Source organism: Caballeronia sp. INML1 (assembly GCF_023631085.1).
GTDB lineage: Bacteria > Pseudomonadota > Gammaproteobacteria > Burkholderiales > Burkholderiaceae > Caballeronia > Caballeronia turbans.
In genome coordinates, this window is record NZ_JALQDT010000051.1 from 431,985 (window position 1) to 456,868 (window position 24,884).

The window sequence follows — 24,884 nt, forward strand, 5'->3', positions numbered from 1 at the left end:
AAGGCAATGCCCGACGATAGCGCGATTTCTCGACGCTCGCCATCGACCCGTTAAACTCGTCTGATCGAAACCAGTTCAATCAGCCGACCATACGCATGAATTCGCGTCATCCGCCGTTCTTCGGCATTTCGGGCCGCTCGGGCCAGGGCAAGACCACGTTGATCGAAGCGCTGCTGCCGTGGCTGCGCGCACACGGCCTCATGGTCAATGTCATCAAGCACAGTCATCACTCGATCGAACTCGAGCCGCCGGGCAAGGACAGTGCGCGCTTTCGCCGCGCGGGCGCCGCGGAAGTGCTGATCGCATCGCCTTACCGGTATGCGATCGTGCGCGAATTGAACGGCGACGCGGAGCCGCCGCTTGCCGAACTGGCAGCACGGCTGTCTCACGCGGACCTCGTGATCGTCGAGGGATTCGCGCGTGAAGCGATGCCGCGGCTCGAAGTCGTGCGGCCCTCGGCGGGCCGCGATCCGCTTTACGAGACCGATGTGGAGATCGTTGCAATTGCAACCGATGATGCCGCCGCGATCGAATCGAGCTTGCCGATACTCGATCTGAATGACATCGCGGGCATCGGCGCGTTCATTTGCGAGCGCGTGGGCATCGTGCTGAAAGATCAGCTTTCGGCGAGGCCGTGACGCGCCATCGCGAGTGCTTCTTTCAAGACGTCGTTATCGCCGATATGGTTCGCGAGCAGCAGCACGAGCTTCGCGTTGAGCATCTGGCTCGCTTCGTCGGAGAGTCCGTTGTGCGCGTCGATGAGGCGCTCGTAGAACGCATCGTGATCTGCGATATTCAGTTCGAGATTGAGCTTCATACGATTCATCATCCGTTGCAGGTTGCACGTTTGACCGCCGCTGCGACCGATGCGGCATCGAAGGCGCGCCAGCGCGCGCACACATGTTGATCGGGACGCAGCAGATAGAACGTGCCGGGCCGTGCATCGAAGCGATGCGCGACCATGCCTTCCACGTCTTCGATCACGGTCACGCCCGGCACCGCGCAGGTCATGCCTCTCGGCACGACGATCAGCGCACGCACGGGCAACGGCGCCTTCGACAACGCCGCGAGGCTTTGCGCGCAAACCTCCGGGCCGTGACCGAGTCCGCAGAAATAGATGCCCGTGAACGCGCCGCCGTGAGTCTGAGGCAAGAGCCATGCGTCGCGGTCATCGACGCGCACGGGCGCATCCACGCACGGCGCGCCGGGAATCATCGCGCAATCGAAGGCATCGCCATCCGCGTCGGGTGTATTGAGCGTCGAGTCGCGCAGCACCGCGGGCACCGAAAGACGCCCGCTGTTCGCCATGCGCCGCGCGAATGCGCAATCCTTCGCGAGATTGAGCGTCGCATCGCGAAAGAGGCGTGATACCGCGCTCTTCGGGGTGATGAAGTCGGTGGCGCGCGTCGAGTTGAGGATGTTTTCGTCGGCGGCGTATTCGCGTTCGGACGCGTAGGTATCGAGCAGCGTGTGCGGCGCATCGCCGTTCGCGACGAGCCTGAGTTTCCACGCGAGATTGTCCGCGTCCTGCACGCCGCTGTTCGCACCGCGCGCGCCGAATGGCGACACGCCGTGGGCCGAATCGCCCGCAAAAATGATGCGCCCGTGTCTGAAGCTGTCCATGCGCAGACACGAGAACGTGTACACGCTCACCCATTCCAGTTCGAATTCGGCGTCTTCGCCGAGCAGCGCCTTCACGCGCGGAATCACACGCTCGGGCGCTTTTTCAGCGACGGGGTCCGCGTCCCAGCCGAGCTGAAAGTCGATGCGCCATACGTTATCCGGCTGACGATGCAATAGCACAGACTGGTTCCGATGAAACGGCGGGTCGAACCAGAACCAGCGCTCGGTGGGAAACGGCGCCTTCATCTTCACGTCGGCAATCAGGAAGCGATCTTTGAACGTGCGCCCGTGGCTGTCGAGACCGAGGGACTTGCGCATCGGGCTGCGGGCACCATCGGCGGCCACGACATACTGCGCCTTGAGCGAATAGTTTCCATCGGGCGTTTCGATCTGCAATTCGACGTGATCGTCATGCTGCGTGACGCCGGTGACAGTGCTCTTCCAGCGCAATTGCAGTTGCTCCAGCTCCATCGCGCGTTCGGCGAGAAAGCCTTCGACGTAGTACTGCTGCAAGTTGATGAACGCGGGCCGCGCATGTCCTGTTTCCGGCAAGAGATTGAACGTGTAGACGAGGTCGTCATGCAGAAATACCTTGCCGACGTTCCAGCTCACGCCCTTCTCGATCATCCTGTCGCCGCAGCCAAGGCGATCGAAAATTTCCAGCGTGCGCTTGGCAAAGCAGATTGCGCGCGAGCCGGTCGACACCGTGTCGTCGTTGTCGAGCAGCACGGTGCGCACGCCTTGCTGGGCGAGGTCGATGGCCGTTGCAAGACCGACCGGGCCCGCGCCGACCACGGCGACGGGATAAGGCGAGGACGCGGGCGCATCGTGCTCGGGCGCGCGCTCGTATTCAAAGCGCAGACTGGCGTAATTTACGGACATTCGATCGTCTCCATCGTCGAGCCTGGCTCGGCTCACGCGCGAATTTCTTCGCTCTCGGTTATCTGTTCATCATTGTACAAGTCGTTTTATATGGTTGAATTTAGGTTTACCCGTATGTCGACCGGTGCTGGCTCTTGACGATTGCAAACTTTCGGCTGGATCCCGTTTTCGTGTCGGTCTAATAGTTCCCCCTGTGGGGGCAGCACCTACTTTCTTTAGGACCGCGCCGCTGCCGAGGGATACGCGGGGGAAACCATCAAAAGGGAGCACACGCGGACCCGGTTGACCCATCGGCCGCAAAGCGGGCCGGAGCTATTTCGCGCCGAACCCGTTTGTCGTCCAGCGCAAGGTGACAGACCGTGCGCGATCCAAGCCCCGGGCGTTTTGTGGGGGCACTCGCTATTGCCGGGCCATTAAGTCAATCGCCTGTGCGGCGGCCGGCATGAAGCACTTTGGATGGGAGAAGCTGTTTCTTTGGTCACTTTCTTTGCAGCAGCAAAGAAAGTAACTGCCGCCCCGCACAGGGGCAACGCTAGCAAACCAATAACAAAACGGGATCCGGCGTCAAACCGAGAGGAACCACCTACGGACGCTCGGAACGCACCGAATCAGACAGCGACGAAACCGAGCATCTTCGATACGCGCTGCGCGCACGCGTGCAGTCCCTTCGCGATGTCGCCATCCCATGCGCCGTCGAACGAGCCGCTCGGTCCGATCGCCGTGATCGCGAGCACGATATGGCGCGTGTGATCGAACACCGGCGCGCTGATCGCGCTGATGCCGGCGACGGGTTCGTCGATCGCTCTCGCGATACCGTGCTCGCGCACTTCGGCGAGCATCGCGTCGATCTGCGCGCGCGTGTACTCGCGACGCTCGGCGCCGGTCTGCAACGCGCCCGCGCGCTCGATCGCGACGAGCGCATCGACCGTCATCGGCGGCAGGTAGGCGGCGAACGCGCGGCCCGTCGCGGTCTGCAGCAGCGACATCACCGTGCCCGTGCGCATTGTCACGTGGATGGGCACGCTCGCCTGCTGGATGTGAACGATGGTCGGTCCATAACTACCCGCGCTCGCGAGCGCGACCGTATGCTCGATGCGCGGCGTCATGTTCGCCACTTCCGCAATCGCGAGACGCACCGGATCGACGCGCTGCAGGCTGATCAGCCCCATTTGCAGCGCGAACGGGCCGAGTTCGTAGCGGCCCGTTGCGGGGTCCTGCTGAATCAGGCCGAGATTGCCGTACGACACGAGATACGGATGCGCCTTCGCCGAGGGCATGCCCGCCTTTCTCGCAAGATCGCCGAGCAGCATCGGGCCGCCATGATCCACCAGCGCACGCAAGAGCGCGCCTCCGACTTCGATCGATTGAATCCCGCGGCGCACTCCGCTCATGCCTGACCTTCTGTTGTTGTCGATGATGCGCGCGATGATAACCGCATCGTCACGGCTTGAGGCCTAGCCTGGCGATCAACTCGCGATGTTGCGGATAGCGTGCTTCCAGCGTCCCAGGCGTGGCGAGTTCGAACTCGCTGAACTCGAAGCCCGGCGCGACCGTGCAGCCGGCGAGCGCCGCGCCTTCTTCATCGTGACATTCGGCCGCGAACCAGTCGCCCGCTTTGACGACGGCCTGAAACAGGGTATCCGCATGCTCGAGCGCGTTGCCGAGGCGATGCGTGACGAGCGTGCCGTTCGCATCGAGCACATGGACGTCGATGGGATCGCCGGCGTAGAAATGCCAGACTTCGTCGGAGCGGATGCGATGCCATGCGGAATGCCCGCCGTCACAGAGCAGGAAATAGATCGCGGTCGAGGCCGAGCGCAATTCGCCTTCGCTTTCGCGCGTGACGTTGCCGCTCGCGCGATAGGTCTCCCGGAAGAACCCACCTTCAGGATGCGGTTCGAGCTTCAGCCGCGCGATCAATTCCCGGCTGTCGATGCGTGTGCGCTGCATGTCGTTCCTTTGCCAGAGCGGTCGTGGTTCGCGTATTCTGCATCGGATTGCCCGTGTGAATACTTTCCTTCATTCAAGCGACGGACACCATGACTCTCTCCTCTTCCTTGCTGAACGCCTTCGCGCCGACAGGCACGCTGCGCGCATCGATCAATCTCGGCAATCCGATTCTCGCGCATCGAACCGACAGCGGCGAGCCGGGCGGCGTATCGGTGGATATCGCGCGCGAGCTCGCATCGCGGCTCGGCGTGCCTGTCGCCTTCACGTCGTTCGACCGGGCCGCGGAGTCGGTCGAAGCGGTCACGAACGATGGCGCCGATATCGGCTTCTTCGCGATCGATCCGCTGCGCGGCGCGGGCATCGCGTTCACCGCACCCTACGTGCTGATCGAAGGCTGCTACCTCGTGCGCGATGCGTCGCCGCTCACGCGCAACGAGGATGTCGATCGCGAAGGCAACCGCATCATGGTCGGCAAGGGCAGCGCATACGATCTCTTTCTCACGCGCGAGATCAAACATGCGCAAATCGTGCGCACGGCGTTGTCGCAGACCGTCGTCGATGAGTTTTTGCGCGACAACCTGGAAGTCGCGGCGGGCGTGAAGCAGCAACTCGAAGCCGATGCAGCGCGCACGCCCGGCTTGCGCCTGCTCGAAGGACGTTTCATGGTGATCCAGCAGGCGATGGGCCTGTCGAAGACCCGCAGCGACGAAGCTGCGCGCTATCTGAGCGAATTCGTGGAGGATGTCAAACGCTCAGGCTTCGTCGCCGAGGCGCTCGCGCGGCACGGCATCAAGGGCGCGTCGGTCGCGCCGGCCGCGCAGAGCTGAGCGATCCGATATGAGCGCAGACGTCACCGTCGCCGTGACCGACTGGATCGACGCGACTTTCGAGCAAGACGTCGCGGGCGCCCTCGCCGCATTCAATCGCGCGCGGCTCGGGCCGAGCCAGCAGCGCGATCTCGCCGTGTCGCTGTATCGCGATGACGATTTTCTCGGGGGGCTCGCGGGCTACACCGCGTGGGATTGGCTCTTCGTGAAATGGCTGTGGATACGCGAGGACGCGCGCGGCGCCGGACTCGGCGCACGCGCGCTCGAAGCCGCCGAAAACGAGGCGAGAAAGCGCGGCTGCCGCGCCGCGTGGCTCGATACGGTCAACCCCGCGGCGCGCGCGCTCTACGCGCGCTGCGGTTACGAGACCTTCGGCGAGCTTGCCGATTTTCACGCGGGCCAGGCGCGCTATTTCATGCAGAAGCGATTCTGAACACCCGGCGTTTTGCATTCTGCATTCATTGAGCCTTCTTGCATGATGCGTTTTGTATTACGCATTCAATTTCAGTCGCGCTGCGGCGCGCGCCGTGATCGCGCCGCGCGCCGCCAGCGACGGCGCGCAACGTTCGCGCACATCGCTGACGACGGCCGCGGGCGCATGCGCCGGATCGCCCGCGTCGAACGGCGGCGCGGGCGCGTATTCCATCTGCAGTTGGATCGCCTGCGCCTCGTGCTCGCCGACGAGTTCCGCCGCGAGCGTCAACGCGAAATCGATCCCCGCCGTGATGCCGCCACCCGTGAACAGATTGCCGTCGCGCACCACGCGCTCGTGCACCGGCATGGCGCCCAGCTCCGCGAGCAGTTCGTGGTAGGCCCAGTGCGTCGTCGCACGCTTGCCGCGCAGCAGGCCGGCCGCGCCGAGCACGAGCGAACCGGTGCAAACCGACGTCACGTAACGCGCGCTCGCCGCCTGCTCGCGAAGGAACGCGAGTGTCTCCTCGTCTTCCATCAGATCTCCGACGCCCGAGCCGCCGGGCACGCACAACACATCGAGCGCGGGGCAATCGGCGTAGGTCGCGTCGGGCGTGAGGATCATGCCGGCGCTCGATTTCACCGGCTCGCGCCTCTTCCAGACGAGATGCACCTTCACGTCGGGCATGTGCGCGAAAACGTCGTAGGGGCCGGTCATGTCGAGTTGCTGCAGGCGCGGGAACAGCAACAGGCCGATATGTAGCGTCATGGTCTTCTCCTTGGTCGATGGTGTGTGCAGTGGACGAACCGATGCTACGCCGCTAGGCTATGGCGAAATTGACACACGCCCCACGTTTTCCGCCAACTTCGTTTCCGGAGACCGCCATGCCGGCCGACGCCCCACGCACCATCGACGTGCTCGCCTTCCCTGATGTCCAGTTGCTCGATGTCGCCGGTCCGTTGCAGGTCTTCGCATCGGCGAACGATCTTGCAAAGGCTGCGGGCTTGCCGCCGCCGTATCGTCCGCGCGTCGTCGCGCGAGGCGGTACGGTGCGCGCCTCGGCTGGACTGGGGCTCGTCGGCGACGCGCTGCCCGCGCCGAACGAAGCGTGCGACACGCTGATCGTCGCGGGCGGTTGGGGCGTGCACGAAGCGGTGCACGATCGCGAACTGGTCGACTGGGTGCGCGCGCGCTCGGCGCACGCGCGGCGCACGGCGTCGGTCTGCACCGGCGCATTTCTGCTCGCGGCGGCGGGCCTGCTGAACGAGCGGCGCGCCGTCACGCACTGGACGCGCTGCGCGGAACTCGCCACGCGCTTCCCGTCGGTCCACGTCGAGCCCGATCCCATCTTCATCCGCGACGGCGACGTGTGGACTTCCGCCGGCGTCACGGCGGGCATCGATCTGTCACTGGCGCTGGTCGAGGACGATCTCGGGCGCACGCTCGCGCTCGACGTCGCGCGCCAGCTCGTCGTGTTCCTGAAGCGCCCCGGCGGGCAGGCGCAGTTCAGCGCGGCGCTGTCGCTGCAGAAATCAGGCGAACGCTTCGGCGAACTGCATGCGTGGATCGCCGAAAATCTGGCGGGGGATCTGTCGGTCGGCGTGCTGGCTGCGCGCGTCGGCATGAGCGAGCGCAGCTTCGTGCGCCATTACCGAGCGCAGAAGGCACGACGCCCGCGCGCGCGATCGAACGCATGCGGCTCGAAGCCGCGCGGCGCCTGCTCGGCGATACGGCGCTGCCCGTGAAGCGCGTCGCCGCGCGCTGCGGCTTCGGCACCGAGGAAACCATGCGCCGTGGTTTTCTGCGTTCGCTCGGCGTGTCGCCGCAGGCTTATCGCGAGAGATTCACCGGGCACGACCGCGCCGACGCCGCGCAACCCGCATGAACGCCCGCACGTGCCGGCGCGACGGCTTTTTTTGTCCTGCGTACTCAAGGCTGTAAGCTCGCTGCCGTTACCCCATTAAGAACGTTTGCTTGAGGCGCGCGCCCCGGGCGGCGTGCGAGCGCAGTCGCTGAACGAGAACCGCCCGCCGTGGCGACAAAATGGCCTGGAGCGCCGATGAGTGTGTTTCCCGCGTACGACGCGCAGGTTGCCCGCGCAACCGCGGTCGAACCTGCAGCCGTAACGGCGACCGACGACAAGGTCTTCGCCAGCGTCGCGCCATCGATCGACGCCCTGTTGCACGAGGCCGCCGCGATGGGCTGCCCGCAACAGTGGGCGTGGTATCGCGCGGGCGAGCAATTGCATCTCGAGCGGCGCGGCGATACGCCGCTGCCCGGCGCGCAGACATGGCCGCATAGCATCGCCGAGGAACGGCTCGCGGAGATCTGCGGCGCGCAGGGCTGGCACTGCTGGCCGACCGGGCGCGGCGAAAGCGTGCTCGGCTGGCTGCTTGCGCCCGTCGCGCATCGCGACGACGCGCATCTCATCGAACTCGCGCGCACGCTCGGCGAGCGCGTGCAGGCCGACGCGCTCGCGCGCGCGCAACTCACGCAGCGCGTGCTCTATGAGATTGCCTATCTCGCGAGCTCGGTGCCCGAGCGCGCCGATTTTCTGCGTGGCGTGCACGAACGGCTCGGCACGCTCATCGACGCCGAGAATTTTTATCTGGCGCTCTACGATCGCAAGTCGGGGAAGATCACGTACCCGTATTACGTCGATGTGATCGATACCGATGTCGTCGCGGCCGAGAACTACGACATTCTGAATCCGGCGCGCCTGTCGATGACCGGCCAAGTGCTCACGAGCGCGCAGCCGCTTTTCATCACCGCCGCCGATATCCGCGCGGCCGAGCGCGCGGGCCGTTTCTACTGTATCGGCGATCGCCCCGAGTTCTGGATGGGCGCGCCCCTCAAGAATGCGAGCGACGAAGTGTTCGGCATGCTCGCGATGCAGGTCTACGACGTGTCGCGCATTTACACCGCCGAGGACCGCGCACTCTTTCTCGTCGTCGCGCGCCATGTGGCGATGGCGCTCGACCGAATCCTGCACCGCGCGGATCTCGAAGAGCAGGTCGCGCGCCGCACCTCCGAACTGTCGAAGCTCAACGCGGCGCTGCGTCATGGCATCGCGGAGCGCGAGCGTTCCGAGCACTTGCAGGCGGCGCTGTATCAGATCGCCGAGCTGTCGAGCCGTCCGGGCGACATGATGGAATTCTTTCGCAGCCTGCATGGCATCGTCGGCGAGTTGCTGTATGCGCGAAACTTCTTCATCGCGCTCTTCGAAACGGAAACGGGCGAAGTGTCGTTCCCGTATTACGTCGACGAGATCGTGCAGGAGCGCCCCGCGCCACGACGCGGTCAGCGCGGCCTCACGGAATACGTGATACACGAGCGGCGTCCCCGCCTCATCGATCATTCGGAAGCGTTGCGTCTCATCGAAGAAGGCGCATTCGAGATCGAGCATCGCGAAGTGCGCCTGCGTTCGTGGCTCGGCATTCCGCTCTTCGATGGCGACGTCGTGCGCGGCGTGCTCGCCGTGCAAAGCTATTCGCCGCTCGTGCGCTATTCGCTGCGCGATCAGGAGTTGCTGACCTTCGTGTCGCGCCATATCGACACCGCGCTCTCGCGCCGTCGCGATGCCGAAGCGCTGCATGCCGCGAATCTGGAACTCGAAGCGCGCGTGCAGGCCCGCACGCGCGAACTCGACGATGTCAACGCGCGCCTGCTCTACGAGAACTCGCACGATTCACTGACGGGCCTGCCCAATCGCAGCCATCTGATGCAAAAGCTGCGCTGCGCATGGCGCGACTATCAGACGCGCGGCGACCAGCTCGCGGTGATGTTCATCGACCTCGACCGCTTCAAGGTCGTGAACGACAGTCTCGGCCATCACTTCGGCGACATGCTGCTCGTGCAGGCGGCCGCGCGTCTGCGCGACTGCCTGCGCTCGACCGATCTGCTTGCGCGTTTGGGAGGCGATGAATTCGCCGTGCTCTCGCCGAATGCGCACGTGCGCGACGCGGTATCGATCGCCAAGCGCATCCTGGCCGCGTTCGATCTGCCGTTTCATATCGAAGAGCATGTCGTGTTCTCGTCGTGCAGTATCGGCATCGTGAGTGCGGACAGTCAGTTTCATACCGAGCCCGCCGATCTGTTGCGCGATGCCGATACGGCGATGTATCGCGTGAAGAACGCGGGCCGCGACAGCTTCGTCGTATTCAATCAGGAACTGCGACGTCAGGTGTCGGATCAGGTGGAACGCGAAGGCGCGCTGCGCAACGCCATCAAACGCGACGACGAACTGGTGCCCTACTTCCAGCCTATCGTCGATGTGAAAAGCGGCGAAGTCGTTGCGCTCGAAGCATTGATCCGCTGGCGTCAGCCCGATGGTCACCTCGTCGGGCCGGGTGAATTTCTTCCTTCGGTCGAAGGCTTGAGGCTCATCGGCAGGCTCGATCTGTATATGCTGGAGCGTGTCGCGGCCATCCTCTCCAATGCGCGCTTTGCGCACTGGCCGCCGGTGCATGTGAACTGCTCCAGCTACAGCATGACGCGTCCGGAATTCGCCGACGACGTGCTTGCATTGTTGCGGCGTTATCGCGTGTCGCCGTCGCGCGTGTGTCTCGAGTTGACGGAAGGCGCGCTCGTCGCCGAACCTGCGCTTGCGCGCCGCACCATGCAGCGCCTCGCGGACAACGGCATGTCCGTCGTGCTCGATGACTTCGGCGCGGGCTTCTCATCGTTGAGCTACGTGCATCAGTACCAGTTCACGGGCCTGAAGATCGACAAGTCGTTCATTCTCGAACTCACCGAAAGTCCGCGCAGCCGTGCGATCGTGCGCGCAATCGTCCGCATGGCCGAATCGCTCGATCTGACGCTCGTTGCCGAAGGCGTCGAGGACGCAGCGACGCTTGCCGTGCTTCGCGACATGGGTGCCGCGCAAGCGCAAGGCTATTTCTTCGACAAGCCGCTGCCGCTCGACGCGCTCACACGCGCATCGCTTGCGCCGCGCTCGACGACGGCAAGCGCGGCGCTATGAGTGCACCGCGCTTCAAGGCATGCCGCCCAGCGACGGCGAGATGATGCTGCCCGGCTCGCCCTTGGGCTCGCCGCTTTCATCGAACGCGGCGCGTGTCGAAACGGGCGCGTGATTCTTCGCGCAGGTCTCGACGCTGTCGTTGCCGAGGCATTGCTGAAAGCTGTCGGCGGTGGCCTTGGCGTCGAAGGTATAGATAGTGTCGCCGACCTTTATTTCTGTGTCGGACACGCGGTCTGCTGAGATAGTCATGTTGCGCTGCCTCCATTTTCGTTGAGTCGCGCCGACGAGACAGCATCAAGCGCGCCGAGGACGGGTACAGCCGTTGCTGATTCGTAAGCGTTATCGTCGCGTCGAACAGGAGGCGTAAATGGCACAGCATCCCGCGCATTCGCAGAATCATCGGCATCCGGACGAGCCGCCACCCCAAGAAATCGCCCGCGCGCTCAAGGGCGCCGAGTATCCGATGGGCAAGGAGAAACTTATGGCGCTGGCCAAAAGCAATGGCGCGGACGGCGAAGTTATCGCCGTACTCAACAAAATGACCGATCGTAATTTTGATAGCGCAGACGCCGTGCTGCGTGAAGCAGCCCGTGCGGAGTGATATGCGCGGCTTTCAAATGTACTCCGCGATGCGGCATCCATCGTGTTGCATCGCGCGACCGACACTTGTCTGAGCAATAGCTATTCTTGGCAGGTCCGACAGGGTTATCCCTCATCCGGACGGTGTTCGAGGGTTTCCATCACCGCTATAAATAAATTAAATGAACGCCGGTGCAATTTCCAATCGTGCATATGTCTTTATCGCGCTAGGATGAGAATGCGTCGATTTGGGATGCGCGGCTTTGCACGGCGCCCGCAGCAGTTGAACCGCGCAATGGCCCGGCATCCGTCTGGCCAATCATTGCACACGGAGGCTCTATGAAGTGGGAAACCCCGAGTTTCACCGATATGCGCTTTGGCTTTGAAATCACGATGTATATCGCCACACGCTAAATCGAAAATGACAAAACGGCCATAAAAATGGCCGTTTTGTTTTTCAGCTTATCGGATAGCCGTCATTTGCGCTGTAACGGTTCGGTATGTTTATTCGCCGGATCGGGAAGATCCGCGTTCTGCGCATCGAGCCCGCCCTTGCCCGGGACCTCCGGCTCATTGCCCGACCCATACGGCACTTCCGCCGTCTGATGCGGGTGTTGATCGAGCCGCCGGTTCTCCGGCTCGATTTCCGCTGCATTCGGCTTGGGAGCGGAATGCGGTTGCTCATGGCGCTTCTCTTCGCTATCGCTCATCGTAAGTCTCCGTTCGCTTGTTACGTCGAAGATACGAGAGCAACGCGCGTACCACTACGCGAAAACAAAGAGGCCCGCATCTGCTGCGGGCCTCCGTTAGCACCACTGCAGTGAGAAGCTCAGATTGCCTGCGTCGACAGTGCCGAGCCGATCACTTCGTTCGCCACCGCATCCACGGCCTCTTTCACGATGCCGACGATTTCGTCCACTTCTGCACGCGTCGTGACAAGCGGCGGCGCGAAGCCGAGGATATCGCCATGCGGCATTGCACGCGCGATCACGCCGCGTTCAAGCGCCGCCGCCGATACCTTCGGGCCGACCTTCAACGCCGCATCGAACGGCTTGCGCTCGCCCTTGTCGGCCATGAATTCGAGCGCCGCGAGCATGCCCGCGCCGCGCACTTCACCGACGAGCGGATGCGCATCGAACGCTGCATGCAGTTGCTGCTGCAAATACCCGCCGACATCGGCGGCATTCTGCGTGAGGTTCTCGCGCTCGAGAATATCCAGGTTGGCGATCGCCGCGGCCGCGCAGATCGGATGCCCCGAATAGGTCCAGCCGTGGCCCATCGGACCGAACTCCTGCGAACCTTTCTCGATGACATCCCACACCTTCTCACCGACGATCACGCCCGACAACGGCGCATATGCGCTCGTGAGCCCCTTCGCGACGGTGATGAGATCCGGCTTGATGCCGAAATGCTGCGCACCCATCTTCGAGCCGAGACGACCGAAGCCGCACACGACTTCATCGGAAATCAGCAGGATGTCGTGCTTCCTGAGCACGTCCTGGATTGCTTCCCAATAGCCTTGCGGCGGCGCGATGATGCCGCCCGTGCCCATCACCGGCTCCGCGATGAATGCGGCGATCGTATCCGCACCTTCCTTCGCGATCAGCCTTTCCAACTCTTCCACGCAATATGCGGTGAACGGCGCTTCGCTCATGCCGGCCGGCGCCTTGCGATACCAGTGCGGACAAACCGTGTGCTTTACGCGATCGATCGGCAGATCGAAGTTCTGATGGAAGCTCGGCAGTCCCGTGAGACTGCCCGTCACGATGCCCGAGCCGTGATAGCCGCGCTCGCGCGAAATGATCTTCTTCTTGTTCGGGCGGCCGAGCACGTTGTTGTAGTACCAGACGATCTTGATCTGTGTTTCGTTCGCGTCCGACCCGGACATGCCGTAATACACCTTCTTCATGCCTTCGGGCGACCAGCCGATGATGCGTGAGGACAATTCGATGATCGTATCCGTCGAGTGACCGACATACGTGTGGTAATACGCGAGCTTCTTCGCCTGCTCATAGATCGCTTCGGCTACTTCGGTGCGGCCATAGCCGATGTTCACGCAATAGAGACCCGCGAACGCATCGATATAGTTCTTGCCCTGATGATCCTGGATCCGGATGCCCTTCGCGCCGGTGACGATCTTGCCGGGCAGCGCGCCGCTTGCATGATCGTGCGCATGCGTCGACGGATGCATGAAGTGCGCGCGGTCTTCGGCGAACAGTTGCTCGAGCGATTGATTGTGCTGGGTCATGTGCTTCTCCTTGATTCGATGATGCGTGTCTTTGAGGATAGTTCTTTCAGGCCGCGCTCGTGAGCGGCAGGCCGAGATTGCCGAGGCAGAAATATTTCGTTTCGACGAAGGGCTCGAAGCCTTCCGCGCCGCCTTCGCGGCCGAGACCCGATGCTTTCATGCCGCCGAAGGGAATCGGCGCGCCGGTGAATTTCACGCCGTTCACCGACACCATTGCGAAGTCGAGTCGACGCACGAGCTGAAAGATCGTGTCGATGCGATTCGCGCACACGTAGGCGGCGAGACCGTATTCCGTGTCATTCGCGCGCATGACGGCTTCGTCGAGCGTATCGAACGCGGAAATCGCGGAAACAGGCGCGAAGTTCTCTTCGTCGTATATGCGCATGCCCGGTTTGGCATCGGCGACGACGGTCGGTTCATAAAACCAGCCGCCGAGCGCATGGGCGTTGCCGCCTGCGGTGATGCGCGCGCCCTGCGCTTTCGCATCCTCGACACGCGCGACGGTCGCATCGAAAGCGGCCTGATGCATGAGCGGGCCGACATCGACATCGGCTTCGAATGCCGTCCCCACTTTCAGCGCCTTAACCGCTTCCGTATAGCGTTCGACGAATCGTTCATAAAGCGAACGCGCGACGAGAATGCGATTTGCGGCGCAGCAGTCCTGGCCCGAGGTCTGGAACTTCGCGCCGACTGCGACGCGCACGGCGTGCTCCAGGTCCGCATCTTCGGTCACGATGAAAGGCGCATTGCCGCCCAGTTCGAGCGCGAGCTTCTTGATGCCCGCCTGCGCCGCCGTCTTCGCGACGAGAGTGCCGACGCGCGTCGAACCCGTGAAACTCACGGCGCGCACGCGCGTATCGCTGACGAGCGTTTCCATCGCCATTTGCGGTTCGCCGATGACGACGTTGAACACGCCCGGGGGAAAGCCGGCTTCTTCGGCGAGTTGCGCCAGCGCGATCGCGGAGAACGGCGTTTCGTGTGCTGGTTTCACGACGACGGAACAGCCCGCTGCAATGGCGGCGGCGGCCTTGCGCGTGATCATCGCCACAGGGAAGTTCCACGGCGTGATGAGCGCGGCGACTCCGACCGGCTCCATCACCGTGCCGAGATGCGCGCCGTCGATATGGGTCGGAATGGTGCGGCCCGTCAGACGCTTCGCTTCGTTCGCGAACCATTCGATGAAACTTGCCGCATACGCGATCTCGCCTTTCGATTCGGCAAGCGGCTTGCCTTGTTCGAGAGACAGAATGCCCGCGAGGTCGGATTGATGACGCATGATGAGCTCATGCCAGCGCAACAGCAGTGCGCTGCGCTTTTGCTGCGGCATCCAGCGCCAGGACTGGAATGCGCGATCGGCGGCGTCGATTGCGCCGACGATTTGCGCACGATCGAGCATCGGCACATGACCGATGACGTTTTGATCGGCGGGATTGGTCACTGCGATGGATGCGGCGCTGTCGCTATGGACCCAGCGGCCGTCGATATAACAAAGCGATTTGAATAGAACGGGATGACCCAGCAGCATGTTCGTCTCCTTGCTCGAAGCGTGCATTCGCTTGATTGATTCGATGCATCTAGTCTACGGTTCGTGCGGTCGGGGGATTTTTTGTTATCGGCTGGGCGTGTTGTTGTTTTTTCTGTCTGGGTTGAGGGTTTTTGGGGGTTTTTGGGGCGGGGCATTTGCGTGGAATCCTGTTTTCTCGTTGGTTTATTAGCGTTGCCCCTGTGCGGGGCAGTGCTAATAAACCAATAACGAAACGGGATCCGGCGAAACCACAAAGTCACATCACATCATCAGCCCAATCCGGCGGCCCACTAGCCACATCCTTCACGACTTTGGTAACGATATAGGTGAAGTACCTCTCGATCCCCAACTCCTCCACGAGCAGTGAATCAATGAACCGCTGATAGTGATCGATATCCCGCGACACGACCTGCAGCACGTAATCCACGCCACCCCCGGTGGCATAGCACTGCACGATCTCGGAAGCCGCCGCGACGCGCTCCTCGAAGCGCCGCATATCCTGCGCGGTATGACGCGATAGCGTCACCTCGACGACGATGCGGCTGCCCTTGAACGCACCGGTCCAGTCGATATCCGCGCGATACCCCCTGATGAGTCCGCTGTCTTCGAGCTTCTTCACGCGCTCCCACGCAGGCGAGATCGACAGATTGACCTCCTCCGCAAGGCGCGATTTCGTAATGCGGCCATCCCGCGCAAGAATCCGCAGAATAGCCAGATCGTAGCGGTCGAGCTTGATCAAGTCACACGCTCACGGCAATGTTGCGCTCGACGATATCCGCGACCACGGCCACGGTATCGCCCGTTTGTACAAGGCCCGGAAAGTGCCGCGCCGCCAGCAACCCGTCACGCTTCGCACGATATTCAACCGGCGCCGCCCCCGTGCGCGTGATGTCGTACACGCGCGCCAGCACGTCGCCCGCCTTCACCATGTCGCCGAGATCACGGCACATTTCGAGCAGGCCCGCATGCTCGCTCGTCGTGTAGCAGGAGCCATCCGGCATGTCGAGCAGCGTCGTCGTGCGCGCCTGATCATGCGTCACATCTTTCTCGATGATGCCCGCATACGCGAGAAATCCGTACACACCACGCTCCGCGACCGCGACGCTCTTCGCCGTCGACGAGCCGCCGCCGCCCAGTTCCGTCGATACGAACACCTTGCCCGCCTCCTCCGCTGCACTGTCATAGAGGCCGATGCTATCGAGCTCGAGCATGCGCATCGAATACGGCGCGCCGAACGCGCGCATCGCAGCTTCGCAACGTGATTGCTGTGTACCGTCGCTCAGCACGTGAATCGCCGCGAACGGCAGGAAGTCGAGCGTGCGGCCGCCCGCGTGGATATCGAGCACATAATCGGCGAGCGGCAACAGATGACGCTGAAAGTAATCCGCGATCTTCTCGGTCACCGTGCCGTCCGGCTTGCCGGGAAAGCTGCGATTCAGGTTGCCCGCATCGATCGGCGAGGTGCGCGAACCCGCACGAAACGCGGGATAGTTCATGAACGGCACGATGATCACGCGGCCGTTCACGTCGCCGGCCCTGAGTGTCGATGCGAGCTTCGCCAGCGCGATCGGCCCTTCGTACTCGTCGCCATGATTGCCGCCCGTGAGCAGCGCGGTCGGTCCGTCGCCGCGCTTGATCACGGTGACCGGAATCATCACCGCGCCCCACGCCGAATCGTCGCGCGAATACGGCAGCTTCAGGAAGCCGTGCTGTTCTCCATCGGCGTCGAAGTCGACGGTCGGGCTGATCGGTGACGCGCGCATCGTGCTACTCCTTCACGAACAATTTGCGAGGCGTGTTGCAGAAGGTCTCGACGCCGGTGTCCGTAATCAGGATGCTCTCCGTGATTTCGAGGCCCCAGTCGTCGAGCCACAGGCCCGGCATGAAGTGAAACGTCATGCCGGGTTCGAGGACGGTCTCGTCCCCGGGACGCAGGCTCATCGTGCGCTCGCCCCAGTCGGGCGGATAGCTCGCGCCGATCGGATAACCGCAACGGCTGTCCTTCTCGATGCCGAACTTGCGCAGCACCGCGAAGAATGCATTGGCGATGTCCTCGGTCTTGTTGCCCGGCTTCGCCATCGCAAGGCCCGCTTCGATGCCTTCGACAACCGCCTTCTCTCCTTCGATGAAATGCTGCGGAGGCTTGCCGAGATACACCGTGCGCGAGAGCGGGCAGTGATAACGCCTGAAGCATCCGGCGATTTCGAAGAACGTGCCCGCATTCGCGGTGAATACCGAGTCGTCCCATGTGAGGTGCGGCGCGGCGGCATCGGCACCGGTCGGCAACAGCGGCACGATCGCGGGATAGTCGCCGCCGTAACCGTCGGCGCCCGTGATGCCGGCCTCGTAAATCTGTGCGACGAGGTCACTCTTCTTCATGCCCGGCTCGACCTTGTCGAGGATGCGCGCATGCATCTTCTCGACGATGCGCGCCGCCACCCGCATGTACTCGATTTCACGCGCCGACTTCACCGCGCGCTGCCAGTTGACGAGCGCGGTGGCGTCGACGAACTTCGCGTCCGGCAGATGCTGGGTCAACGACGCATACGCCTTCGCGCTGAAGTAGTAGTTGTCCATCTCCACACCGATGCGCTTCTTGTCCCAGCCGCGCGCGGCGATCACTTCGGTCGACAGGTAATCCATCGGATGGCGCACCGGCGACTGCACATAGTGATCCGGATAGCCGACGATATCGTCGTGCGACATGAACACCGTGCGCTTCGCGCCGTTCGCGTCCTGCCCGCGGCCGTACCAGACAGGGTCGCCGTCCATCGCGAGCAGCACACATTGATGCACGTAGAACGACCAGCCGTCGTAGCCGGTGACCCATGCCATGTTGGTCGGGTCGGTCACGATCATGAGATCGATGCCCGCCTTCTCCATCGCACGCCGCGTCTTCGCGATGCGCGCGTCGTACTCGCCGCGCTCGAACGGCAGGCGTACCACGGGCGCCCTGCGTTCATCCGCTTTCTTCTGTTGCATGATTTCGGACATCGTCCCCTCTATCAAGCGGTCACATCGTTGTGAAAAATGGTTCCTGCCTGGACCGCGCGCGCACGCTGAATGGCGAGCGTTGCGATCGCGGTGTCCTGCGCGCCGGTGCCGGTCAGATCGCACACGGTCACTTCATCGTCGTTTACGCGGCCCTGCGCCTTCTTCGCGATGACGTCGCCCAACTCCGGGAAAGACGCATCGGCAGCGATCACGCCGGCCTCGATCGCGTGATGCAATTCGCCCAGCACACGCACTTGCTGCACGCGATCGCATACATAGCGCGCCTTCGCAAAGACATCCGGTGCGATCTCGTTCTTGTGCTCGGCGTCGGAGCCCATCGCCGTGATATGCAGGCCGGGATGCAGATCCCGCGCGTGAATCAAGGGCTCGCGGCTCGGCGTCGTCGTGATGGCGATATCCGCATGCTTGAGCGCCTGACTGACACTGTCCGCGACATCGCATGGCAAGCCTTCGCAGTCACGCGCAAATCGATGCGCGCTTTCGGCATCGCGCGCCCATACGGTGACGTGCTCGATATCGCGCACGAGACGCAACGCCTTCAATTGCAGACGCGCCTGCTCGCCCGCGCCGATGATCGCCACGCGCCTCGCATCCTTGCGCGCAAGCCAGCGTGACGCGACCGCGCCCGCGGCCGCGGTGCGCACCGCGGTGAGATAGCCGTTGTCGAGCAATACGGCCTCGGTGAGGCCCGTGCGCGCCGACAGCACCAGCATCAGCCCGTTCAGGCTCGGCAAACCCAGCGACGGATTGTTGAAGAAGCCCGGACTGACCTTGATCGCGAAGCTCGGAAAGCGCGGCAAATAAGCGGTTTTCACGTCGACTTCGCCTTCGTGCTCGGGTATGTCGAGACGCAGGATCGGCGGCATCGCAACCGCTTCGGTCGCGAGCGATTTGAACGCGGCTTCGACTTGCTCGATCGCGTCGAGGTCGAGCGGCACGAGCTTGCGCAATTGCGCCTGCCCGAGCAGCACGGTGGAGGTATCGATGTTGGACATGGGTTCAGGCCGCTCCGATCAGGCGGCGATGCGTTTCGATATCGATATTGCTGCCGCTCACGACGATGGCGATGGGCCCGTCCTGCACCGCAATCGCGCCATCGAGCAGCGCCGCGATGCCCACCGCGGCCGCGCCTTCGACGACGAGCCGCTCTTCGCGATACGCATGCACGATGCCGCGCGCGATCGACACTTCATCGAGCAGCACGACGTCGTCGATGAGATCGCGCGTCATCGCGAAGGTATGCCGGTTTTCGAGGCCGATTCCGCCGCCGAGCGAATCGGCGAGCGTCTCCAGTTCATCGACGAAAACCGGCTTGCCCGCCGCGAGACTCGCGTGCATCGCGGCGCCGCGTTGCATGGACACGCCGATCAGCTTCGTACCGGGACGGATGTTCTTTGCCGCGAACGCGATGCCGCTGAAGAGCCCGCCGCCCGACAAGGGCACGACGATGCTCGCCGTATCCGGCAGCGCTTCGAGAATTTCGAGGCCGATGGTGGCCTGTCCCGCGATCACGCGTTCGTCGTCGAAAGGCGGCACGAATGCATAGCCTTCTTCGCGCACGAGACGTTGCGCTTGCACCTGCGCATCGTCCTGACTCTTGCCGTGGATGACGACGCGCGCGCCGAGCGCCGCCACCGCATCGACCTTGTTCTTCGGCACGAGCGACGACATGCACACCGCCGCTTCCATGCCGAGCGCGCGCGCCGCGTGCGCGACCGCGCGGCCATGATTGCCCGTCGATGCCGTGACGACACGGTTGCATCCCTGCTCGGCGAGTTGCGCGAGCGCATTGGTCGCGCCGCGCAACTTGAAGCTGCCCGTGGGTTGCAACGTTTCCAGCTTCAAATGGACCGGCACCCCCGCGATGCGCGAGAGTGACAACGAATGAACCAGCGGCGTGACGAGCGCGCGGCCTTCGATGCGCTGGCGGGCGCGGTAGACATCGGCGAGCGTGAGTGCGGACATGAGTGACTGGGTCGCGTGTTGGGTAACGATGCAACCCAGTCTAATGTCCTAAAAAATCGTTTTCGATTGTCCTAGTTCATTTAGTTGAAGTCGTGCACGTGCGGGTACTGGCCGAAGACCTCGCGCATGGTTTCCACGGCCGTGCGGAACGTACTCTCGCCGACTTCCGCGCCCACGCACAGCCGCACGGCATTGGGCCGGTCCGCGCCGCGCACGAGAAACGGATCGGGCGATGTCACCGCGATATTGCGATTGCGCAGCTCGCGCGTGATGCGATCCGCTTCCCATTCGTCGGGCACGCGCAGCCAGACCGACAGCGCGTTCGGATGACTGCCGAGTACATAGTCGCCGAGCACTTCGCGCACTACGCCCTGGCGCGCGGCAAGCCGCTCGCGCTGAATCTGCACGAGACGTTGCGCCGTGCCATCCATGATCCAGCGTGCGCTGACTTCCGCAATCGGCAATGTCGCCATCCAGCAACTGACGCGCAGCACGCTTTCCGCGCGCAATGCAAGACGCCGCGGCACCGTCATGAAGCCGGTACGCAGGCCGCTCAGCACCGATTTGGTCATGCTCGTGCAGTAAAACGCGAGTTCCGGAATCAGGCTCGCAATGGGTGTCTGCGTCCTGGCGGGCAGCGCACCGTAGACATCGTCCTCGATTACATACACGCCATAGCGCTCCGCGATACGAGCAATGGCGCGGCGGCGCGAATCGGGCATCAGCGCAACCGTGGGATTGTTCAGTGTCGGCGTGCACACGAGCGCGCTCACGCGCTCGCTGTCGCAGACCTCCTCGAAGTGCTCCGGGCGAATGCCGTGCTCGTCGATTTCCAGGCCTTTGAGCGTAAACCCCAACACATTTGCAGAGCCGATCACGCCGTGATCCGTGAGGCTTTCGCACAGCACCGTATCGCCGGGCCCGACGATGCTCGCCAGCGCGAGGAAGATGCCATGCGCGGCGCCATTGGTGACGAGCAGGGTCTCCACCTTCGCGGGCATGTTGAGCGACGCGAGCCATTCGACGCCCGCCTGGCGATGACTGTCGAAGCCCGCTATCGGCCTGATTGCGCGAATCCACGGCTGATCGTCGATGGTCGACAACGTCGCGCAGACCTTGCGCCACATCGCGTCGTGCTCGGCCGTATGCACGATGCGCGCAATGGAAAAATCGACCACCGAACGCTCGGCCGTGTCGAGCATGTAATTGGACATCGTTTCGGTCACGCGCGCGGTGACGAAGCTGCCGCGCCCGACTTCGCAACGAATCAGCCCTTGCCGCTCCAGTTCCTTGTACGCGTTGGTCACGGTCTGCACGCTGATCGCGAGATCCGACGCGACTTCGCGCTGCGGCGGCAAACGTGCGCCCGATGCGAGCGCGCCGCTTTCTATGTCGGCCGCCATCGCCTTGACGAGCCGCTTGTATTTGGACTGCACGCCTTGCACCGTGCGCACGGCGTCGCGCCATCTTTCATTCACGTGCCTGCTCCTCGCATGCCTGGTTCCATGCGCAATAGTGGCGCAAAAGCGCGCGTGAAAATAATTGTCCTAGAGCAATCGGAACAAATATATGGCTTTGTATTCTGCGTCGGTGGCTGCGCTGCGAGTCGATTCAAAGCCCTGCGGGATAAGGGTTTTCTCGGTGATTCGCGCATTCGCGCCATCGGATGGCCTACTCGATCACGCTTGAAAAACCATCACTACGGGAACGATATGAACACGAAGCGACTGTCTGGAATGCTGGCAGCAGCGTGCGTCGCGGCAGCTAGCCTTGCCGCCTATGCCACGAGCGCGAGCGCGGAAACCACGTTGCAGCGCATCCAGCGCACCGGCGAGGTGCGTATCGGCTATGCGAACGAAACGCCTTTCGCCTACACGACGCCCGATGGCACCGTGACCGGCGAATCGCCCGAGATCGCGAAGAAAGTGTTCGCCAAGCTCGGCGTGAAGAAGGTCGATGCGGTGCTCACCGAATGGGGCGCGCTGATACCGGGCCTGAAGGCCGGGCGCTTCGATGTGATCGCGGCGGGCATGTACATCACGCCGGAACGTTGCAAGCAAGTGGCGTTCGCCGATCCGCAATACCAGATTCCCGACACGCTGCTGACGATGAAGGGCAATCCGAAAAACCTGCACAGCTATGCCGATGTCGCAAAGCAACCGGACACGAAACTTGCTGTGATGGCAGGGACGGCCGAACTCGGTTATGCGCGCCAGGCCGGCATCAAGGACGACCAGATCCTGCAGGTTCCGGACACCACCGCGCAATTGCAGGCCGTGCGCGCGCGCCGCGCCGACGCAGCGGTCGGCACCGCATTGACGATGAAAGGTCTCGCCGGAAAAGGCGGCCCGCAGGTCGAAGCGATCAGCCAGTTCAACGACGATCCGAAGCACACCGGTTACGGCGCGCTCGCGTTTCGCCCCGAAGACACGGATCTTCGCGACGCCGTCAACAAGGAACTGCATCAGTGGCTCGGCACCGACGATCACCTGAAGACGGTCGCGCCCTTCGGCTTCGACAAGTCCAACGTGACGACCAAGAAAGCGCCGGAGCTGTGCGCCGGTTGAGCGGGCTTCAATAGCGACGCGCAGCGTCCATCCATTCGCGAGGAACCGTCATGAGTGACCTCAATGAGCTTTTGCCCCTGATGATGAAGGGCACGCTCGTCACGATCCAGATCGCCGTCATCAGCATCCTGCTTGCGATCGTCATGGCGGGTGTCGCGACGGCGTTGCGCGCCGCGCCCTACCGCGCCGTGCGCTGGGCCGGCAATGTCTATGTCGAGGTGTTTCGCGGCACGTCGTTGCTGGTGCAGCTATTCTGGCTCTTCTTCGTGCTGCCGCTGCCGCCCTTCAACGTGCAACTGACGCCTTTCACCGTCGCGATCGTCGGTCTCGGACTGCACTACGGCGCCTATGGCTCGGAGATCCTGCGCGGCGCGCTGCGCTCCGTGCCCGGCGGGCAATATGAAGCGGCGCTGGCGCTGAACATGCCCGCGGCCGCGCGGCTGCGCCGCATCGTGCTGCCGCAGGCGATGATCAACGCGCTGCCGCCCGCGACCAACCTGATGATCGAGCTTCTGAAAGGCACCTCGCTCGTCTCGCTGATCACGCTCTCGGACCTCACGTTCCGCGCGCGCCAGCTGGACGAGGCGACCTTCAAGACGGCGGAAGTCTTCGGACTCACGCTTCTCATCTACTTCGTGCTTGCGCAGGTGATCGTCGCCGTCATGCGCGTGTTCGAACGGCGCGTAAGCAGTCATGTCGCCATTCGCCGCACTGTCCCGGGGGCTGCATCATGACATCGCTGGGTCAACTCTTCGATGTGAAATACGCGCTGCATATCCTGCCCGAACTCGCGCGCGCGGCGACCTACACGATCGGCATCACGCTTGTCGGCTTCGCGATTGCGCTCGTGCTCGGCCTCGTGCTCGCGATCATGCGACGCAGCGAATTCGCGCCGCTCGCCAGGACGACCGCGTTCTTCATCGAGTTCATTCGCAGCACGCCGCTGCTGATCCAGGTGTACGTGCTCTTCTATGTCGCGCCGCTCTATGGCTTTACGATGTCCGCGCTGACGGCCGGCACGCTCGGCATCGCGGTGCACTATGCGTGCTACGTGTCCGAGGTGTATCGCGCGGGGCTCAACGGCGTCGCGCGCGGACAGTGGGAAGCATCGTGCGCGCTGTCGCTCTCGCCGTGGCGCACATATACCGGCGTGGTTCTGCCGCAGGCGATTCGCCCGGTGATTCCCGCACTCGGCAACTATCTCGTCGCGATGTTCAAGGACACGCCGGTGCTCTCCGCGATCACCGTCGTCGAACTGATGCAGCAGGCGAAGAACATCGGCTCCGAGACGTTCCGCTATCTCGAGCCGATCACCATGACCGGGATCTTCTTTCTCATCATCAGCGTGACGTTCGCTTCGGGCGTGCGTCATCTCGAACGGCGCGTGAGGCTGCCATGATGGTTCAGCATCGCGTATCGACCACTCAGACCCCGCTGGACGGCGCACGGTAATGCAACTCCAGGAGCAGCAGATGAAACGAGACCTCGACCCGGCGCTCGGCGCAGCGGCCGACGCCAGCGCGACCACGCCCATGGTGCGCTTTCGCAACGTCACCAAGCGCTATGGCGCGCTCACCGTGCTCGACGGCCTCGACCTCGATGTCGCCCGGAACGAAAAGGTGGCGATCATCGGGCCGAGCGGCTCGGGCAAGTCCACGCTTTTGCGCGTGTTGATGACGCTGGACCCGCTCACCGATGGCGTCATCGACGTGGACGGTGAACCGCTCACGCACGAAATGCGCGGCGGCAAGCTCGTGCCCGCATCGCCGCGACATGTTCGCCAGGTGCGCAGCAAGATCGGCATGGTGTTTCAGAGCTTCAATCTCTTTCCGCACATGAGCGCGCTTGCGAATGTCATCGAAGCGCCGATGAGCGTGCTCGGATTATCGAAGAAAGAAGCGACCGAGCGAGGGCGCGACCTGCTTTCGATGGTCGGTCTTTCCGAAAAGTGCGATCACTATCCGTCGCAGTTGTCGGGCGGACAGCAGCAGCGCGTAGCGATTGCTCGCGCGCTCGCAATGCGCCCGAAGATCATGCTCTTCGACGAAGTGACCTCCGCGCTCGATCCTGAACTGTGCGGCGAAGTGCTCACTGTGATTCGCCGGCTCGGCGAAGAACATAGTCTGACGATGCTGATGGTCACGCACCAGATGGGCTTTGCCAAAGACTTCGCCGATCGCGTGTGCTTCTTCTCGCAAGGCAAGATCATCGAGCAGGCGCCGCCGCAGCAGTTCTTCTCCGCGCCGCAGCATGAGCGCACGCGGCAGTTTCTGCGCGCGGTGACCGAAGCGCTTTGATCACGCGTTTTCT

The 24,884-nt window shown here is 63.1% G+C and carries 25 protein-coding genes and 1 pseudogene; 11 read left to right on the forward strand and 15 right to left on the reverse strand.

What is annotated here, in order from left to right:
• The first annotated feature begins 95 nt into the window (after positions 1 to 95).
• Positions 96 to 638: a molybdopterin-guanine dinucleotide biosynthesis protein B gene (gene mobB, locus NCR38_RS18155; protein WP_061115630.1), complete on the forward strand. Its 543-nt coding sequence runs from the start codon at positions 96 to 98 to the stop codon at positions 636 to 638.
• Here the strand turns inward: mobB and NCR38_RS18160 are convergent.
• The 4 genes from NCR38_RS18160 to NCR38_RS18175 all read right to left on the reverse strand — a co-directional run bounded on the left by NCR38_RS18160 (position 617) and on the right by NCR38_RS18175 (position 4,455).
• Complete coding sequence (locus NCR38_RS18160; RefSeq protein ID WP_061116044.1) at positions 617 to 826, reverse strand: DUF2783 domain-containing protein; 210 nt, start codon at positions 824 to 826, stop codon at positions 617 to 619. The two genes, mobB and NCR38_RS18160, sit on opposite strands and share 22 nt — an antisense overlap.
• The gene (locus tag NCR38_RS18165; RefSeq protein ID WP_061115629.1) at positions 826 to 2,505 is read right to left on the reverse strand and encodes an FAD-dependent oxidoreductase; all 1,680 of its coding nucleotides are present in this window, start codon (positions 2,503 to 2,505) and stop codon (positions 826 to 828) included. The genes NCR38_RS18160 and NCR38_RS18165 overlap by 1 nt, the downstream gene beginning before the upstream one ends.
• Positions 2,506 to 3,113: 608 nt before the next feature.
• A complete protein-coding gene (locus tag NCR38_RS18170) occupies positions 3,114 to 3,896 on the reverse strand; it encodes an IclR family transcriptional regulator (RefSeq protein ID WP_061118122.1) in 783 nt (260 codons plus the stop codon).
• Positions 3,897 to 3,945: 49 nt separating this feature from the next.
• Positions 3,946 to 4,455 carry a cupin domain-containing protein gene (locus NCR38_RS18175; RefSeq protein ID WP_250477443.1) on the reverse strand — a complete coding sequence of 170 codons (510 nt, stop codon included), beginning with the start codon at positions 4,453 to 4,455 and terminating at the stop codon, positions 3,946 to 3,948.
• Positions 4,456 to 4,544: 89 nt separating this feature from the next.
• On the opposite strand from NCR38_RS18175, the gene NCR38_RS18180 reads away from it, so the two are divergent.
• Together NCR38_RS18180 and NCR38_RS18185 are read left to right on the forward strand one after the other, a co-directional pair.
• Positions 4,545 to 5,282 (forward strand): ABC transporter substrate-binding protein, encoded by a 738-nt coding sequence (locus NCR38_RS18180; RefSeq protein ID WP_061118120.1) that lies wholly within the window; start codon positions 4,545 to 4,547, stop codon positions 5,280 to 5,282.
• A gap of 10 nt (positions 5,283 to 5,292) precedes the next feature.
• The gene (locus NCR38_RS18185) at positions 5,293 to 5,715 is read left to right on the forward strand and encodes an N-acetyltransferase (RefSeq protein ID WP_061118119.1); all 423 of its coding nucleotides are present in this window, start codon (positions 5,293 to 5,295) and stop codon (positions 5,713 to 5,715) included.
• A gap of 57 nt (positions 5,716 to 5,772) precedes the next feature.
• On the opposite strand, the gene NCR38_RS18190 is transcribed toward NCR38_RS18185, so the two are convergent.
• Positions 5,773 to 6,462, reverse strand: coding sequence for a DJ-1/PfpI family protein (locus tag NCR38_RS18190; RefSeq protein WP_061118118.1), 690 nt, complete (start codon positions 6,460 to 6,462; stop codon positions 5,773 to 5,775).
• 59 nt (positions 6,463 to 6,521) lie between these two features.
• On the opposite strand from NCR38_RS18190, the pseudogene NCR38_RS18195 reads away from it, so the two are divergent.
• Positions 6,522 to 7,579: pseudogene (locus NCR38_RS18195) on the forward strand (GlxA family transcriptional regulator).
• Between the two features lie 174 nt (positions 7,580 to 7,753).
• Complete coding sequence (locus tag NCR38_RS18200; RefSeq protein ID WP_061118116.1) at positions 7,754 to 10,675, forward strand: EAL domain-containing protein; 2,922 nt, start codon at positions 7,754 to 7,756, stop codon at positions 10,673 to 10,675.
• Positions 10,676 to 10,687: 12 nt separating this feature from the next.
• Here the strand turns inward: NCR38_RS18200 and NCR38_RS18205 are convergent, their stop codons facing one another.
• Entirely contained in the window at positions 10,688 to 10,924 is a 237-nt protein-coding gene (locus NCR38_RS18205; protein WP_061118115.1) for a hypothetical protein, read from the reverse strand.
• Between the two features lie 118 nt (positions 10,925 to 11,042).
• On the opposite strand from NCR38_RS18205, the gene NCR38_RS18210 reads away from it, so the two are divergent.
• Together NCR38_RS18210 and pqqA are read left to right on the forward strand one after the other, a co-directional pair.
• Positions 11,043 to 11,276, forward strand: coding sequence for a DUF2795 domain-containing protein (locus NCR38_RS18210; RefSeq protein WP_061118114.1), 234 nt, complete (start codon positions 11,043 to 11,045; stop codon positions 11,274 to 11,276).
• A 317-nt stretch (positions 11,277 to 11,593) separates the two neighbouring features.
• On the forward strand, positions 11,594 to 11,668 hold the full coding sequence (gene pqqA, locus NCR38_RS18215) for a pyrroloquinoline quinone precursor peptide PqqA (RefSeq protein WP_008353049.1): 75 nt from the start codon (positions 11,594 to 11,596) through the stop codon (positions 11,666 to 11,668).
• Positions 11,669 to 11,730: 62 nt separating this feature from the next.
• Here pqqA and NCR38_RS18220 read toward each other — a convergent pair whose 3' ends face one another.
• The 9 genes from NCR38_RS18220 to NCR38_RS18260 all read right to left on the reverse strand — a co-directional run bounded on the left by NCR38_RS18220 (position 11,731) and on the right by NCR38_RS18260 (position 21,485).
• A complete protein-coding gene (locus tag NCR38_RS18220) occupies positions 11,731 to 11,964 on the reverse strand; it encodes a hypothetical protein (RefSeq protein WP_250477444.1) in 234 nt (77 codons plus the stop codon).
• 119 nt (positions 11,965 to 12,083) lie between these two features.
• Entirely contained in the window at positions 12,084 to 13,502 is a 1,419-nt protein-coding gene (locus tag NCR38_RS18225; RefSeq protein WP_061118113.1) for an aspartate aminotransferase family protein, read from the reverse strand.
• 46 nt (positions 13,503 to 13,548) lie between these two features.
• A complete protein-coding gene (locus tag NCR38_RS18230; protein WP_061118158.1) occupies positions 13,549 to 15,027 on the reverse strand; it encodes an NAD-dependent succinate-semialdehyde dehydrogenase in 1,479 nt (492 codons plus the stop codon).
• Between the two features lie 256 nt (positions 15,028 to 15,283).
• On the reverse strand, positions 15,284 to 15,766 hold the full coding sequence (locus NCR38_RS18235) for an Lrp/AsnC family transcriptional regulator (protein ID WP_061118112.1): 483 nt from the start codon (positions 15,764 to 15,766) through the stop codon (positions 15,284 to 15,286).
• Position 15,767: 1 nt separating this feature from the next.
• Positions 15,768 to 16,790, reverse strand: coding sequence for a N(2)-acetyl-L-2,4-diaminobutanoate deacetylase DoeB (gene doeB / locus NCR38_RS18240; protein ID WP_061118111.1), 1,023 nt, complete (start codon positions 16,788 to 16,790; stop codon positions 15,768 to 15,770).
• A 4-nt stretch (positions 16,791 to 16,794) separates the two neighbouring features.
• Positions 16,795 to 18,021: an ectoine hydrolase DoeA gene (gene doeA, locus NCR38_RS18245; RefSeq protein WP_250477445.1), complete on the reverse strand. Its 1,227-nt coding sequence runs from the start codon at positions 18,019 to 18,021 to the stop codon at positions 16,795 to 16,797.
• 11 nt (positions 18,022 to 18,032) lie between these two features.
• Entirely contained in the window at positions 18,033 to 19,037 is a 1,005-nt protein-coding gene (locus tag NCR38_RS18250; RefSeq protein WP_061118109.1) for a cyclodeaminase, read from the reverse strand.
• Positions 19,038 to 19,041: 4 nt separating this feature from the next.
• Positions 19,042 to 20,007: a hydroxyectoine utilization dehydratase EutB gene (eutB, locus tag NCR38_RS18255; protein WP_061118108.1), complete on the reverse strand. Its 966-nt coding sequence runs from the start codon at positions 20,005 to 20,007 to the stop codon at positions 19,042 to 19,044.
• An 80-nt stretch (positions 20,008 to 20,087) separates the two neighbouring features.
• A complete protein-coding gene (locus NCR38_RS18260) occupies positions 20,088 to 21,485 on the reverse strand; it encodes a PLP-dependent aminotransferase family protein (protein ID WP_061118107.1) in 1,398 nt (465 codons plus the stop codon).
• Positions 21,486 to 21,719: 234 nt separating this feature from the next.
• Between NCR38_RS18260 and ehuB the strand changes: the two genes are divergently transcribed.
• The 4 genes from ehuB (at position 21,720) to ehuA (ending at position 24,871) form a co-directional block, all read left to right on the forward strand.
• A complete protein-coding gene (ehuB, locus tag NCR38_RS18265; RefSeq protein WP_061118106.1) occupies positions 21,720 to 22,574 on the forward strand; it encodes an ectoine/hydroxyectoine ABC transporter substrate-binding protein EhuB in 855 nt (284 codons plus the stop codon).
• A gap of 50 nt (positions 22,575 to 22,624) precedes the next feature.
• Positions 22,625 to 23,308: an ectoine/hydroxyectoine ABC transporter permease subunit EhuC gene (ehuC, locus tag NCR38_RS18270; RefSeq protein WP_250477446.1), complete on the forward strand. Its 684-nt coding sequence runs from the start codon at positions 22,625 to 22,627 to the stop codon at positions 23,306 to 23,308.
• Positions 23,305 to 23,973, forward strand: coding sequence for an ectoine/hydroxyectoine ABC transporter permease subunit EhuD (gene ehuD, locus NCR38_RS18275; protein ID WP_061118105.1), 669 nt, complete (start codon positions 23,305 to 23,307; stop codon positions 23,971 to 23,973). Before ehuC ends, ehuD begins: the two co-directional genes overlap by 4 nt.
• 73 nt (positions 23,974 to 24,046) lie before the next feature.
• Positions 24,047 to 24,871 (forward strand): ectoine/hydroxyectoine ABC transporter ATP-binding protein EhuA, encoded by an 825-nt coding sequence (gene ehuA, locus NCR38_RS18280; protein WP_061118156.1) that lies wholly within the window; start codon positions 24,047 to 24,049, stop codon positions 24,869 to 24,871.
• The last annotated feature ends 13 nt before the right edge of the window (positions 24,872 to 24,884 follow it).

What these genes read in the sequence shown, in the direction of transcription:
- NCR38_RS18190 (WP_061118118.1), bottom strand. Translation starts at nt 6,462, where the DNA reads ATGACGCTACATATCGGCCTGTTGCTGTTCCCGCGCCTGCAGCAACTC.
- ehuA (WP_061118156.1), top strand. Translation starts at nt 24,047, where the DNA reads ATGAAACGAGACCTCGACCCGGCGCTCGGCGCAGCGGCCGACGCCAGC.
- NCR38_RS18180 (WP_061118120.1), top strand. Translation starts at nt 4,545, where the DNA reads ATGACTCTCTCCTCTTCCTTGCTGAACGCCTTCGCGCCGACAGGCACG.
- NCR38_RS18250 (WP_061118109.1), bottom strand. Translation starts at nt 19,037, where the DNA reads ATGTCCAACATCGATACCTCCACCGTGCTGCTCGGGCAGGCGCAATTG.
- NCR38_RS18220 (WP_250477444.1), bottom strand. Translation starts at nt 11,964, where the DNA reads ATGAGCGATAGCGAAGAGAAGCGCCATGAGCAACCGCATTCCGCTCCC.
- NCR38_RS18165 (WP_061115629.1), bottom strand. Translation starts at nt 2,505, where the DNA reads ATGTCCGTAAATTACGCCAGTCTGCGCTTTGAATACGAGCGCGCGCCC.
- NCR38_RS18225 (WP_061118113.1), bottom strand. Translation starts at nt 13,502, where the DNA reads ATGACCCAGCACAATCAATCGCTCGAGCAACTGTTCGCCGAAGACCGC.
- NCR38_RS18160 (WP_061116044.1), bottom strand. Translation starts at nt 826, where the DNA reads ATGAATCGTATGAAGCTCAATCTCGAACTGAATATCGCAGATCACGAT.
- NCR38_RS18210 (WP_061118114.1), top strand. Translation starts at nt 11,043, where the DNA reads ATGGCACAGCATCCCGCGCATTCGCAGAATCATCGGCATCCGGACGAG.
- NCR38_RS18200 (WP_061118116.1), top strand. Translation starts at nt 7,754, where the DNA reads ATGAGTGTGTTTCCCGCGTACGACGCGCAGGTTGCCCGCGCAACCGCG.
- eutB (WP_061118108.1), bottom strand. Translation starts at nt 20,007, where the DNA reads ATGTCCGCACTCACGCTCGCCGATGTCTACCGCGCCCGCCAGCGCATC.
- NCR38_RS18205 (WP_061118115.1), bottom strand. Translation starts at nt 10,924, where the DNA reads ATGACTATCTCAGCAGACCGCGTGTCCGACACAGAAATAAAGGTCGGC.
- ehuC (WP_250477446.1), top strand. Translation starts at nt 22,625, where the DNA reads ATGAGTGACCTCAATGAGCTTTTGCCCCTGATGATGAAGGGCACGCTC.
- doeB (WP_061118111.1), bottom strand. Translation starts at nt 16,790, where the DNA reads ATGCGCGCGTCACCGATCAGCCCGACCGTCGACTTCGACGCCGATGGA.
- NCR38_RS18175 (WP_250477443.1), bottom strand. Translation starts at nt 4,455, where the DNA reads ATGCAGCGCACACGCATCGACAGCCGGGAATTGATCGCGCGGCTGAAG.
- ehuD (WP_061118105.1), top strand. Translation starts at nt 23,305, where the DNA reads ATGACATCGCTGGGTCAACTCTTCGATGTGAAATACGCGCTGCATATC.
- ehuB (WP_061118106.1), top strand. Translation starts at nt 21,720, where the DNA reads ATGAACACGAAGCGACTGTCTGGAATGCTGGCAGCAGCGTGCGTCGCG.
- doeA (WP_250477445.1), bottom strand. Translation starts at nt 18,021, where the DNA reads ATGTCCGAAATCATGCAACAGAAGAAAGCGGATGAACGCAGGGCGCCC.
- NCR38_RS18170 (WP_061118122.1), bottom strand. Translation starts at nt 3,896, where the DNA reads ATGAGCGGAGTGCGCCGCGGGATTCAATCGATCGAAGTCGGAGGCGCG.
- NCR38_RS18185 (WP_061118119.1), top strand. Translation starts at nt 5,293, where the DNA reads ATGAGCGCAGACGTCACCGTCGCCGTGACCGACTGGATCGACGCGACT.
- NCR38_RS18230 (WP_061118158.1), bottom strand. Translation starts at nt 15,027, where the DNA reads ATGCTGCTGGGTCATCCCGTTCTATTCAAATCGCTTTGTTATATCGAC.
- mobB (WP_061115630.1), top strand. Translation starts at nt 96, where the DNA reads ATGAATTCGCGTCATCCGCCGTTCTTCGGCATTTCGGGCCGCTCGGGC.